The organism is Halomonas sp. DN3, from assembly GCF_024137905.1.
Lineage (GTDB): Bacteria > Pseudomonadota > Gammaproteobacteria > Pseudomonadales > Halomonadaceae > Halomonas > Halomonas litopenaei.
Genome location: NZ_CP099965.1, coordinates 1,846,807 through 1,859,910, shown reverse-complemented (window position 1 = coordinate 1,859,910; position 13,104 = coordinate 1,846,807). Strand labels below are relative to the sequence as shown.

9 protein-coding genes are annotated in these 13,104 nt (G+C 66.7%); 5 read left to right on the top strand and 4 right to left on the bottom strand.

The features are described 5' to 3' along the window. Window positions 1–33 precede the first annotated feature (33 nt). From NKF27_RS08265 to NKF27_RS08245, 5 genes are all read left to right on the top strand, one after another. A complete protein-coding gene (locus NKF27_RS08265; RefSeq protein WP_253556020.1) occupies window positions 34–693 on the top strand; it encodes an outer membrane beta-barrel protein in 660 nt (219 codons plus the stop codon). Between the two features lie 174 nt (window positions 694–867). Then, window positions 868–2,121, top strand: coding sequence for a M20 family metallo-hydrolase (locus NKF27_RS08260; protein ID WP_253556019.1), 1,254 nt, complete (start codon window positions 868–870; stop codon window positions 2,119–2,121). A gap of 136 nt (window positions 2,122–2,257) precedes the next feature. Then, window positions 2,258–2,458: a hypothetical protein gene (locus NKF27_RS08255; RefSeq protein WP_045993193.1), complete on the top strand. Its 201-nt coding sequence runs from the start codon at window positions 2,258–2,260 to the stop codon at window positions 2,456–2,458. Next, the gene (locus NKF27_RS08250) at window positions 2,455–4,047 is read left to right on the top strand and encodes a sodium:solute symporter family protein (RefSeq protein WP_045993192.1); all 1,593 of its coding nucleotides are present in this window, start codon (window positions 2,455–2,457) and stop codon (window positions 4,045–4,047) included. The genes NKF27_RS08255 and NKF27_RS08250 overlap by 4 nt, the downstream gene beginning before the upstream one ends. Window positions 4,048–4,167: 120 nt before the next feature. Continuing rightward, the gene (locus tag NKF27_RS08245; RefSeq protein ID WP_253556018.1) at window positions 4,168–5,655 is read left to right on the top strand and encodes a sigma-54-dependent Fis family transcriptional regulator; all 1,488 of its coding nucleotides are present in this window, start codon (window positions 4,168–4,170) and stop codon (window positions 5,653–5,655) included. Window positions 5,656–5,791: 136 nt separating this feature from the next. Here NKF27_RS08245 and ppc read toward each other — a convergent pair whose 3' ends face one another. The 4 genes from ppc to NKF27_RS08225 form a co-directional block, all read right to left on the bottom strand. Beyond that, entirely contained in the window at window positions 5,792–8,440 is a 2,649-nt protein-coding gene (gene ppc / locus NKF27_RS08240) for a phosphoenolpyruvate carboxylase (protein ID WP_253556016.1), read from the bottom strand. A gap of 80 nt (window positions 8,441–8,520) precedes the next feature. Further along, on the bottom strand, window positions 8,521–9,402 hold the full coding sequence (gene mazG, locus NKF27_RS08235) for a nucleoside triphosphate pyrophosphohydrolase (RefSeq protein WP_253556015.1): 882 nt from the start codon (window positions 9,400–9,402) through the stop codon (window positions 8,521–8,523). Then, window positions 9,399–11,657 (bottom strand): GTP diphosphokinase, encoded by a 2,259-nt coding sequence (relA, locus tag NKF27_RS08230; RefSeq protein WP_108132708.1) that lies wholly within the window; start codon window positions 11,655–11,657, stop codon window positions 9,399–9,401. Before relA ends, mazG begins: the two co-directional genes overlap by 4 nt. Beyond that, entirely contained in the window at window positions 11,650–13,104 is a 1,455-nt protein-coding gene (locus tag NKF27_RS08225) for a TRAM domain-containing protein (RefSeq protein WP_222516989.1), read from the bottom strand. The genes relA and NKF27_RS08225 overlap by 8 nt, the downstream gene beginning before the upstream one ends.

Below are 13,104 nucleotides of genomic sequence, written 5' to 3'. Positions count from 1 at the left end.
GCCACCCGCGGAGGCTATTCCGCCAGGACAACCATGATGACTGCTTGTCGCTTGCCCTCTCTCCCCGCTCGACGCCCGACGTCGCACACCTTGCTGGCGGGCCTGCTTGCGGCACTGACCCTTGTCGCCTTCTCGGCCCCTGTCCTGGCGAGCGAAGACGCTGCCGACCCGCTGGCCGACAATGACGCTTCCCACTCGGCCACCCCGGCCTTCTCCGGCATGGGCCAGGAAATCGTCAGGCTCGACAGCGGCGTCCTGGTGCAGGGCGACAAGGTCCACACCCCCGACGGCTACACCTCCGGCTTCCGCCTGACCGCCGGCATGGCGCCACAGCAGGAAAGCGGCTGGGACCTGGGGGCCGAGTTGCGCTATCGACAAAGCGATGACGTACCCATGTCTTCCAGCGACAGCCAGCATGTCCAGGACGTGACCAGCCTGGGGGGCAGCCTGGTCGCCGGCTTCCGTGTCGGCCACTTCGGCGTCTACGGCAAGACCGGCATGGCCCAGTGGGTCAGCGATCCGGTCACCGGTCGCAACAGCTTCGATTCCACCAGTGGCTCCACCCGGGTCCAGGGTCTCGGGGCCCGCTGGATGACCCGCAGCTGGATCGGCCAGGTCGAGTTCGAGGAGGTCAATGACCCCGAGCTTGAGCATCTGAATATGATTACGGCCTCGTTCCACCTCCCCTTCTAGCCCCGCCGGCAATCGAGTCGGGACCGACTCGATCGCGTTACACACAGTGACTCTTGACGTCGCCTTGCGCCACATCTCATCTTTATGCGCTTGTTTTAAATACATTTTTCTAAGTACGGCATGAGAATAGCTTTGTGGTTTGGCATAACACCAAATCACAAGGAATCTCCTGCCATGTCATCGACACCCCACCGTTCCATCGATATCGACGCCAACCGCCTGTGGGACAGCCTGATGCAGATGGCCGAGGTCGGCCCTTCCCCCAACGGCGGCAGCCGCCGCCTCGCCATGACCCCTGAAGATGCAGATGGGCGCCGTCTGCTGCTGGACTGGGTCGAGGCGCTGGGCTGCACCTGGCAGCGTGACAAGGCCGGCAACCTGTTTATCCGGCGTGCCGGACGCGAGGACCACCTGCCCCCGGTGTCCATGGGTAGCCACCTGGATACCCAGCCGCTGGGCGGACGCTTCGACGGCGTGCTGGGGGTACTGGCGGGTCTGGAGGTGCTGCGCAGCCTTCACGACAACGCCATCACCACCCGCCGGCCGTTGTCATTGATCGTCTGGACCAACGAGGAAGGCAGCCGCTTCGCCCCGGCCATGGGCGGCAGCGGCGTCTGGACTGGCCGCCTCGATGAGGCGACCTTCTTCGGCGCCAGCGACAGCAAGGGCGTCACCCTGGGCGAGGCCATCGCGGCCTGCGGCGAGGCCGGCGATCTGCCCCTGGGCGAACCCGAGCTCGACGCCTACTTCGAGCTGCACATCGAGCAGGGCCCGGTGCTCGAGGAGCAGGGCCATCCCCTCGGCATCGTCACCGGGGTCCAGGGCATCCGCTGGTACGACCTGAGTCTGCGCGGCCAGTCGGCCCACGCAGGCCCCACGCCGATGAGCTATCGCCGTGACCCATTGCTCGCCGCGACCGCCATGATCCAGCGCATGCGCGAGGTGGTCATGGCGGATCCTGACGGCGCTGCGCGCCTGACCGTGGGCGACTTCCAGGTGGTCGAACCCTCGCGCAACGTGGTCCCCGGCGAGGTCCGCCTGCTGCTGGACCTGCGCCACGTCAGCGACGAACGCCTCGATGCACTGGATGCCGAACTGGAACGTCTGGCCAGGGACGCCGCCGACGCCGAGGGCGTGGAGCTGACGTTCGAGCGCCGCTGGCATTCTCCGGTCACCCCCTTCGACGACGCCCTGATCGACTCCCTGCGCGAGGCCGTCAAGGCGCGCGAGCTCGATGCCCCCTGCATGATGAGCGGTGCCGGGCACGACGCCGTGCACCTGTCCCACGTCACCCCCACGGTGATGATCTTCGTGCCCTGCCGCGACGGCATCAGCCACAACGAGGCCGAATACGCCGAGCCTGAGCACTGCGCGCTGGGCACCCAACTGCTGTGCGACGCGGTGCTGGCACGCGCCGAGCGCGACTGAGGTCGCCATCAGCGCCCTGAACAACCCACAATGAATCGATTTCGATTCACCGAGTCGGAATAGCATCAGAAGGCCCTTTGCCCGATCAGCCGACTCGCTCCCGGACGCTCAGGCCATTCACAACAAGAGATACCTTATGGACATCAACTCCCATGTGCTGCTGCTGTTTGCCAACGCCTTTCTGACCACCGCCCTGTCGGTGGTCATCGTCGGCGTCATCCTGCTGCGCGAATACCGGCCGACCATTCGTCGCCTGAAGGACGAGGCAGCGGCTTCCTCCTCGGCCGACACCACCAACCACAACAAGACTTCATCTGACCTGAGAGACCTGTCATGACCCTGGCCATCTTCGCCATCGTACTGACCGCCTACGTGGCGGTGGCGGCCCTGCTGGCACGCCGTATCAAGAACAAGGACGACTTCTACGTCATGGGTGAGCAGGGCTCGACGCTGCTGATCGTCGGCACCCTGGCCGCCACCTTCCTCAGCGCCGTGACCCTGATGGGGATCGCCGGCATCTCCTACAGCGAAGGCCCGCTGGTGATCGCGGCGCTGGGCTCCTTCGGCGCCTGGGTCGGCACCCTGATCGCGGTGGTGTTCATCGGTCGCAAGCTGAAGGCGCTGAACTGCCGCACCATGATGGACTTCTTCGACTACCGCTTTAACAACAAGTGGGTCAGCGTGGTCGCACTGATCCTGATGGTGATCGGCCTGCTCGGCTACGGCATCATCCAGCTGATCGGCGCCGGCCTGGTGCTGGCCGAGATCATCGATATCCCCTTCCCGGTGATCATCGTCGCCTTCACCCTGGCGCTGCTGGCGTTCTGTTCGCTGTCCGGCATGTACGGGGTGGTCTACACCGACACCATGATGTTCTTCACCATGCTGGCCATCGCCTTCGTCATCGCACCGATGTTGATCGGCGACGCCGGCTTCGAGGCGATGAAGGGCCTCGGCGAGACCCTGCCCGGTTTCTGGACCGTGGGGGGCGCCAACGACCGCCCGCTGGGCTGGTCGATCTCCCAGTTCCTGGTGTGGATTCTGTTCTTTGCCTGCACCCCGGCGCTGGTGTCCCGCGTCTTTCCGGCCAAGAACGACTTCGTCATCCTCAAGGTGGCGGTGATCGGCGTGTTCTTCGCCCCGGCCATGCAGCTGCTGGTGTTTCTGGCGGCCAGCGCCATGCAGGTAATCCAGCCCGGCATCGAGCCCACCGACCGCGCCATGATCGTCGGCTTCATGGAACACACCAACCCGACCCTGGCCGGTATCGGTCTGGCCGGCCTGATGGCGTCGATCATGTCCACCGCCTCGACACTGTTCGTGCTGACCGGCTTCGCCCTGGCCCGCGACCTCTACGAGAAGTTGTTCGACCGTGAGGTCAGCGAACGCAAGGGCGTGGTACTCGGCCGCATCTCCCAGGCGGTGGTAGCGCTGGTCGTGTGCGCCGTGGCGATCTCGCGCCCGGCGGGCATCTACTGGATCTCGATCTACGCCGGCGCGATCTTTGCCGTGGCCTGGCTGCCGACCATCGTCGCCGCCATGCACTGGCGTCGGATGAACGCCAACGCCGCGCTGGCCTGCATGCTGGTGGGCTCGATCACCTTCATCGTGGTGGGCGAACTCGAGCGCCACGGCCTGGTCAGCCTGCCGCTGCATATCGATAACCTGCAGGTGGCCATCCTGCTCGGCACCCTGGCGCTGATCGCGGTGGGACTGAAGAGCCAGCCTTCCGAGTACGAGCTCAAGGTATTCGACGACATTCGTGCAAGGCGACTGTCCGATACCACCATCCGCGACATCCTGGCCCGTCCCGATGGCGCCCGCGAGCTGGTGCGCGAATACCGCCAGGTGTGGGGCATCATGGTGCTGTTCGTGATCATCGCAGGCGCCCTGTGGGGCTATCTGTTCAGCAAGCTGGGGACCTGAGCCCACCGTCACCGCTGCTGTCACTGATCCACCAGGCCGGCGCCGTGAGGCGCCGGCCTGGCTTTACTAACACGCGCTCCCGGCACACCATTGACGTTCTGGACCCTGCCTGGAGCCTCGATGAACCACGGCCCCCTCATGCCCCGACAGCTACTGGCCATCCTCAACGCCCTCGAGGACGGCATCTTCATCACCGACCTCAAGGGACGCCCGCTGTGGGTCAACCAGGCGAGCCTGTCACAGCTCGATGCCAGCGCTGAGCACCTCTACCAGAGCGACGTCTACCGGCTCGAGGAGGAAGGTGTGTTCTCGCCCTCGGTCACCCGCTTCGTGATCGAGGAGCGGCGACCGGTCAGCGTGGTGCACCGTTATCGCGGCAAGGACTACCTGGTCAACGGCAGCCTGTTTCACCTGGGCGGCGACCCTTCCGGTGAACCCGATGCGGTGCTGGTCCAGGCCCGCAACCTGGACCGCGACGTACTGGCCTCGCGCTCGCCGGACACCACCCAGGCGCTGCTCGATCACGTCATGCATCAGCTCAAGCGTATCCGTCAGGAGCAGGTAGCAACGGAGGCCAGTCCCGCCTCGTCCAGCCGCAGCCCGCGCTATCGCCGGTGCCTGGAGCGCCTCGAGCGCGCCGCCGCCAGTGACACCACGGTGCTGCTCAGCGGCGAGACCGGCGTCGGCAAGAGTTGGCTGGTCAATCGCCTGCACCAGTTCAGCCCGCGCTCTGACAAGCCGCTGATTCACGTCAACTGCGCGGCGATCCCCGAGGCCCTATTGGAAGCCGAGCTGTTCGGCCACGAGAGCGGCGCCTTCACCGGCGCCCATCGCGACGGGCGGGTCGGCTACGTGGCCCTGGCCGAGGGCGGCACCCTGTTTCTCGACGAGATAGGCGAACTGCCGCTGACGCTTCAGCCCAAACTGCTGCAATTGCTGCAGGAACGTCAGTACCACCCGCTGGGCGGCAAGCCGCGCAAGGCCGAGGTGCGTATCGTCGCCGCCACCAACGCCGACCTGGCCGCCCGGGTGCAGGATGGCAGCTTCCGCGCCGACCTGTACTACCGACTCAATATCGTGCCCATCGAGATTCCACCGCTGCGCGAGCGCGCCGAGGACATCCCCGGTCTGGCCAATCAGCTGCTGGCCAGGATATCCCGCCGCCACAAGCGCCGTATCACCCTGGAGCGCGACGCGCTGAGGGCGCTGACCCACCACTCCTGGCCTGGCAACGTGCGCGAACTGGAAAACCTGCTCGAGCGGCTCAGCGTGTTCTGTGAAGACGACACCATCGGCATCGACGATCTCGCCCTCGACCACCCGGAGCTTGTGCCCGCTAGCCTTGCCGACCGCGTTTCCCTCAACAGCTCGCGCAAGAGCTTCTGCCAGACCGTCGGAGAAAGCGACGGCCAAAGCGACGGGGCTCTGTCGCTGCCACTGGACGATTCCCGCCCCCTGCCCGAGCGCTTGGCCGAGATCGAACGCCAGGCCATCGATGACGCTCTGTCCCGCGCCGGCAGCACCCGCAAGGCAGCCCAGGACCTTGGCGTCAGCCAGTCCTGGTTGATGCGACGGCTCAAGCGCCATCCCCCGAACTCGTCCGACTGACCCGCCGGCATCCAGAAGGCCACGCGGGTCACCCACCCAAGGCGCCCGAGACACCCAACCGATACGCTCACCCAAGACGCCAGCGCCCGGCCATCTGGCCGGGCGCTGGGTGTTCAGGCTAACGCTTGCGGTGGCGTCAGCCGGTGTTGCGAAGACCAGCGGCGATTCCCGCCATGGTCACCATCAGGGCGCGGGACAGGTCCGCGCTGATGGCGCCGTCGGCGTCGCGGTTACGCTGCAGCAGCTCGGCCTGCAGGCCGTGCAGCGGGTCGATGTAGGGGTTGCGCACCTCGATGGCCTGGCGAATTAGCGGCGTCTTCTCGAGCAGCTCCTGCTGATCGAGGATCTTCAGAAGCTCCTCGTTGAGCTTGCCGAAACGCTCGCGCAGGCGGTTGCCCAGGGCTTCCAGGCTCGGCTCGTCCACCAGGCGATGCTCGTAGTAGGCGGCCAGCTCCACGTCGGCCTTGGCCAGCAGCATCTCGAGCATGTCCAGGTAGGTGCCGAAGAACGGCCACTGCTCGCGCATCTCCTGCAGCACCTCGAGTCCGCCGGGCTCGGCCAGGCGGGTGGCGAAGGCCTCGCCGGTGCCGAGCCAGGCCGGCAGCATCAGACGGATCTGGGTCCAGGCGAAGATCCAGGGGATCGCGCGCAGGGTCTCGACGCCACCGTCCTGACGCCGCTTGGTCGGCCGTGAGCCCAGCGGCAGGCGACCGAGCGCCCCTTCCGGGGTGACCGCACGGAAGTACGGCACGAAATCGGGGTCCTGGCGTACCACACCGACATAGGCACCGTGGGCGATCTCGGCCAGGCGGTCCATCTCGTCGCGCCAGGCCGGCTTGGGCTTGGGCGGCGGCAGCAGCGACGCCTCCAGTACCGCGCAGGCGTAGATCTCCATGGAGCGCAGGGCGATGTCGGGCTGGCCGAACTTGAAGCGGATCATCTCGCCCTGCTCGGTCACCCTGAGGCTGCCGTTCACCGAGCCTGGCGGCTGGGACAGGATGGCGGCGTGGGACGGACCGCCGCCACGGCCCACGGTGCCACCGCGACCGTGGAACAGGGTCAGGTCGACACCGTGGCTTTCACAGACATCGACCAGCGCCTCCTGGGCGCGGTACTGGGCCCAGGCCGCCGCCAGCTGGCCGGCGTCCTTGGCCGAATCGGAGTAACCGATCATCACCTCCTGGCTGTCACCGGCGAACTGGCGGTAGCCGGGCAGCGCCAGCAGCCGATCGATGACGTCGCCGGCGCGATTGAGGTCGTCCAGGGTCTCGAACAGCGGTGCGATGGGCATGCCGACACGGCCCCCCACCTCCTTCATCAACAGCGCCACGGTGAGCACGTCCGAAGGCTGCGCGGCCATGGAGATGATGTAGGTGCCCAGTGCCTCGCCGTGCTCGGCGGCGACCACCTGGAAGGTGTCCAGGGTCTCGCGGGTCTCGGCGGAGCACTCCCAGCGCCGCGGGATCAGCGGCCGGGTCGACTCGAGCTCCGCCAGCAGGAAGGCCTGACGCTGCTCCTCGCTCCATTCGCGGTAGTTGCCCAGGCCCAGGTCGTGGGTCAGTTCTTCCATCACCAGGGCGTGGCGGCTGGCCTCCTGGCGCAGGTCGAGCTTGGTCAGGGTGACGCCGAATACCGCCACACGGCGCAGGGTATCGAGCAGCACACCGTTGGCGATGGTGTCCAGGCCGACGTCGCACAGCGAACGGTAGCAGGCCAGCAGCGGCGCATAGAGCTGGTCCCGGGTCTCGATGATCGGCCCGCCGTCATAGCTCTTGCCGTCGAGTTCGGCCTTGGCCCAGTCACGGGTGGCCTCGACCTTCGCCACCAGACGCTTGAGCAGCTCGCGATAGGGCTCGGCGACGTTGCCGACCTCGGCACGCAGGGCACTGTTGGTGCTCCACATGGACAATTCGATCTTGAGCTGCTCGAGATCACGCAGGTACAGGTCCGCCGCCATCCAACGGCCCAGCAGCAGCACCTCCCGGGTGACCCGGGCGGTGACGTTGGGGTTGCCGTCGCGATCGCCACCCATCCAGGAAGCGAAACGCAGCGGCGCGGCGTCCAGCGGCAGACGCTCGCCGGCGCTTTCCAGCAGCAGGTTATCCAGGTCCCGGTGGAAGTCCGGCACCGCCTGCCACAGTGAATTCTCGATCACCGCAAAGCCCCACTTGGCCTCGTCCACCGGGGTCGGCCGGTCGTGGCGGATCTCGTCGGTGTGCCAGGCCTGGCTGATCAGCTCCTCGAGCCGGCCCTTGGCCCTGGCCGCCCGCTCGGGGTACTCGCTGGAGGACTCGATGGCGGTGAGACAGTCATCGATGGCGTCGTACTTCTGAATCAGGGTGCGCCGGATGACCTCGGTGGGATGGGCGGTCAGCACCAGCTCGACGCGCATGTTGGCCAGCGTCTCGACCAGGGTGCGCGACGAGTGGCCTTCGCGCCGGGCGCGCTCGAGCAGCTCACCGAGCACCGGCTGCATCCCCGGCTTGTAGTCCTCGACCCGACGAAAGCGGGCACGGTAGTGCTGCTCGGCGATGTTGGCCAGGTTGAGGAACTGGTTGAACGCCCGGGTCACCGGCAAAAGGTCCTTCTCCGGCAGCCGGCGCAGGTACTCGATCAGCTCCTGCTGGCCGGCCTCTTCGCCCTGGCGGCCCCGCTTGGCCAGTCCGCGAATCGTCTCGATGCGTGACACGAACTCGGGTCCGAGATCATCGGCGATGGTGCGTCCCAGGCTGTCGCCGAGGATGCGGACGTTATCGCGCAAGGATTCGTGCAGATCGTGGCTCATGGGGTCTCCTTGGGTGTGGTGTCCAGCGGGTCCCGAGCGTGCGGCCCCGCCTTGTTATCGATAGGGTCTGGCCGGCCTCGTCAGTCCATGGTCGGATCGGACGGCTCGGCGCGTTCGGCACGCTTGGCCTGCTGCCAGTGCTCTTCCATGCGCTCCAGCGAGGCCTGGCCGAGCGGCGTGCCCTGGGCCTCCAGGGACCGCTCCATATGGCGAAAGCGGCTCTCGAAGCGCTGATTGGTGCCTCTCAGGCAGGCTTCCGGGTCGACGCCCAGGGTGCGCGCCAGATTGACGGTGGCGAACAGCAGGTCGCCCACCTCGGTGGCGGCGTGGTCGCGATCCCCGGCCGAGAGCGCCTCGCGAATCTCGCTCAGCTCCTCTTCGAGCTTGTCGAGCACCCCGTCGGTGTCCGGCCAGTCGAAGCCCACCCGGGCCGCGCGCTTGGACAGCTTGGCGGCGCGGCTAAGCGCCGGCAGGGTCCGCGGCACGTCATCCAGCGCCGAGACAGAAACCACCGCCTCGGCCTCGCCCTGCTGCGGGCCGCTGCGCCCTTCCCGTTCCTCGGCCTTGAGCGCCTCCCAGCGGGAGTGGACCTGACGGGTCTCGACCTCGGCGGCACTGACGCCCTGGCGGCGGGATTCAAGGGTGCCGTCGGGAAACACGTGGGGATGGCGACGCAGCATCTTGTCGGTCAGCGTGTGCACCACGTCATGGAAATCGAAACGCCCTTCCTCGCTGCCGAACTGGCTGTAGTAGACCACCTGGAACAACAGGTCGCCGAGCTCCCCCGGCAGCTCGTCGAAGGCGCGTCGCTCGATGGCGTCGGCGACCTCGTAGGCTTCCTCGAGGGTGTGGGGGACGATGGTGTCCCAGTGCTGCTTGACGTCCCAGGGGCAGCCCTGCTGGGGGTCCCGCAGCACCGCCATCAGGGTCAGCAGGTCATCGATGGAATAGCGCCGGCTCATGTGCGACGCCCTCCCTGACCGCGCTTGCGCTTGACCTCGATGATATTGGGCAGCTGCTGGATGCGGGAGAACAGCCGGCCCAGGGTCTCCAGGCCGTCCACCTCGGCGGTGATCGAGATGCGCGCGATGCCGTCGTCGGTGTTGGTCAGGGTGTTGACCGAGAGCACGTTGACCTTGTCCTGGCCGAGCACGGCGGTGACGTCGCGCAGCAGACCGGAGCGGTCCCAGGCCTGGATCTCGATATCCACCGGGTACTGGCTGCTGGAGCGCTCGCCCCACTCCACCTCGATCACCCGCTGGGGCTCGTCGACCCTAAGCTGCAGGATGTTGGGGCAGTCCTGGCGATGGATCGACACGCCACGGCCCTGGGTGATGAAGCCGACGATCGGCTCGCCGGGGACCGGATGACAGCAGTTGGCCATGTTGGTCTTGAGGTTGCCGACGCCCAGCACGGTGATCTCGCCGTCCGGGGTCTTGGCCGGCTTCTGACGCGGCTTGGCCAGCAGCCGGTCGAGGTGCTCCTGCTCGTCGCTGTCGCCGAACAGCTGCTGGGCCTGGTGCAGCACCTGACCGATACGCAGGTCGCCGGCGCCAAGCGCGGCGTACATGTCGTCGGCATTGGCGTAGTTGACCTTCTGGGCCAGGGTGGCGAGGTCCATGTCGTGGACGTCGAGACGCTTCATCTCGCGCTCGAACAGCGCCTTGCCCTCTTCCAGGTTCTGGTCACGCGCCTGGTGCTTGAACCAGGACTGGATCTTGGCCCTGGCCCGGGAGGTGCGCACGAAGCCCAGGTTGGGGTTGAGCCAGTCACGGCTCGGGGCGCTCTTGTTGGCGGTCAGGATCTCGACCTGCTGACCGGTCTTGAGCTTGTAGGTCAGCGGCACGATGCGACCGTTGACCTTGGCGCCGCGACAGCGGTGGCCCACCTCGGTGTGCACGCGGTAGGCGAAGTCGATGGGGGTGGCCACCCTGGGCAGGTCGATGACGTGACCGTCCGGGGTGAACACATAGATGCGATCCGGCGCCACGTCGCTGGTCAGACCCTCGCGCAGGTCGCCGAATTCGCCGATCTCCTCGTGCCACTCGAGCACCTGACGCAGCCAGGCGATCTTTTCCTCGTAGCTGTCGCTGCGGGCATTGGTATCGTGGCCCTTGTAGCGCCAGTGGGCGCAGACCCCGAGTTCGGCCTCTTCATGCATGGCGAAGGTGCGGATCTGGATTTCCAGCACCTTGTTCTCGGGGCCGATGACCGCCGTATGCAGAGACTGGTAGCCATTCTTCTTGGGGTTGGCGATGTAGTCGTCGAACTCGTCGGGCACGGTGTGCCAGCGCGAGTGGACGATGCCGAGCATGGTGTAGCAGTCCTGCACCGTGGGCACCAGGATGCGCACCGCGCGTACGTCATGGACCTGGGAGAAGTCGATGCGCTTGCGCTTCATCTTTCGCCAGATGGAGAAGATGTGCTTGGCCCGACCGTCCACCTGGAACTGGTGGATGCCCTGGGCCGACATCAGCGACTTCAGGGTCTCCACCACCTCCTGGATGTAGCGATCGCGATCCAGTCGCTTCTCGGCCAGCTGCCGGGCGACGGTCTTGTAGTCGTCCTCGTGGAGGTAGCGGAAGGACAGGTCCTCGAGCTCCCACTTGAGGTGGCCAATGCCCAGGCGGTGGGCCAGCGGAGCGTAGATGTCGAACACTTCGCGGGCGACCCGCACCTGCTTCTCGCGCGGGGCATCGCGGACCTGGCGCAGGGCGCAGGTGCGCTCGGCGATCTTGATCAACGCCACCCTGACGTCGTCGATCATGTTGACCAGCATCTTGCGCAGGTTGTCCTGCTGATCCTGCTGCTGCAGGCCGGCGGTGGTGGCCTGGGTATTGCTGATCGCGGCCATCTGCAGCACGCCTTCGATCAGGCTCGCCACCTCGCGGCCGAAACGCTTGGCCACCTGCTCGGGCTTGATCAGGTTCTCACGCACCGCGCGATACAGCACGGCGGCTTCGATGGCGGTCTGATCCAGGCGCAGCTCACCGAGGATATCGGCCATCTCGAGGCCCATGCGAAAGCTCGAGCCGTCCTTCAACCAGGACTTGTGGGGCCGCTCGGAGGCCTGCTCCAGCGACTGCGCCAGCTGGCAGGCCTCGACCAGTTCATCGGCGTCGGCCAGCTTGACGTCGTCCTGCAGCCGCGCGACCCACTGATCGATATCGACCCGACCATCCGCGGTCAACGGCTGGTCTTCCCGCACTTTAACCATCTTTCCTGACTCCTTGGCGTGGCGACGGCCCCTGGCGTTCGAACAGTACCATCGACTCGAGGTGCGAGGTGTGCACGAACATGTCCGCCATGGCGACCCGTTGCAGACGATAACCCCCCTGCAACAAGTGTGCCGCATCGCGAGAAAGCGTGGCGGGATCACAGGCAATATACAAGACCCGGGACACCGTACTTTTGGCCAGTGCCCGGCACAGCGCCTCGGCCCCTTCCCTTGGTGGGTCCAGTACCACCACCTCGGCATCATGGGTACGCAACAGCCTCGCCACCTGCCCTTCGTCATGCAGGTTGCCCTGGAGGGCAGCGACGTCCAGATCCGCGCCCGCGGCGTTGTCGGCCAGGCGTGCGGTCATCTCCGGCGAGCCTTCCACCGCGCTCACAGCGTAGCCCGACGCCGCCAGCGGCAGGCTGAAATTGCCGATCCCGGCAAACAGATCCAGCAGGGGTTCATCGACCCGGCGAGGTGTTCCCAGCCAATCCAGCGCGGTCTCGATCATGCGCTGGTTGACCTGGGCGTTGGCCTGCAGGAAGTCGCTCGGTCCGACGCCGAGGCTGAGCGGGCCACGCGCCGACGGGACCGTCACCTGGAGTCCTCGGGGCGGGGTCACCAGCCACTCGAAGCGCACCTGTTCACGGCCTGCCAGCACGCCGACGGCGATGCCTCGCTCATCGGCCCATGCACGCCAGCGTGCCAGGTCCGCGGGTTGCTCGCGCAGTTGGCGGATCACCAGGGTCACCTGGCCGTCGCTGGCCAGCAGTTCCAGATGGCCGACCTGGCGTGGCGCCTCGAGGCTCGCCAGCTGCTGGTGCAACGGTGCCAGCAGCGACGACAGCTCCGGCACCAGAACGGTGCAGCTCTCCACCGATACCAGCCGGTGACTGCGCCTGGCGCGAAAGCCCAGATGGATGCCGCCGTCGGCATCGACCCTGACCCCCAGCCGAGCACGGCGGCGATAGGCGACGTCATCACTGGCCAGCACCTCGATGCGTTCGAGGTCGACCTCGACGCCCTGACGGGCCAGCAGCTCCGACAGTACGACGGCCTTGTGACGACGCTGGGCGTCGAGTTCCAGATGCTGCAGATCACAGCCGCCACAGCGCTCGATGTAGGGACAGGGCGGCGTCACCCGGGTCGGCGCGGCCTCGATCAGCTCACGCAGGTGGGCCTCGTCGTAGCGCTTGCGGGTGCGATGCACCGCCACCCTGACCCGCTCGCCGGGCAAGGCCCCCTCGACAAACAGGGTCTTGCCGGCGGGCGAACGGGCAATCCCGCGGCCATCGTGGGACAGCCCCTGAATCTCGAGCTCGTCGGGCAGCTCATCGGACGTGTCGGTCTGGTAGGCCCGGCGAGTATCGGACGGGCGCTTGTGAGCAAGCCCCGAGACTCCGGAGCGCTGACGCGGCGGACGGCGTTTTCCCAGTCCAGCCAC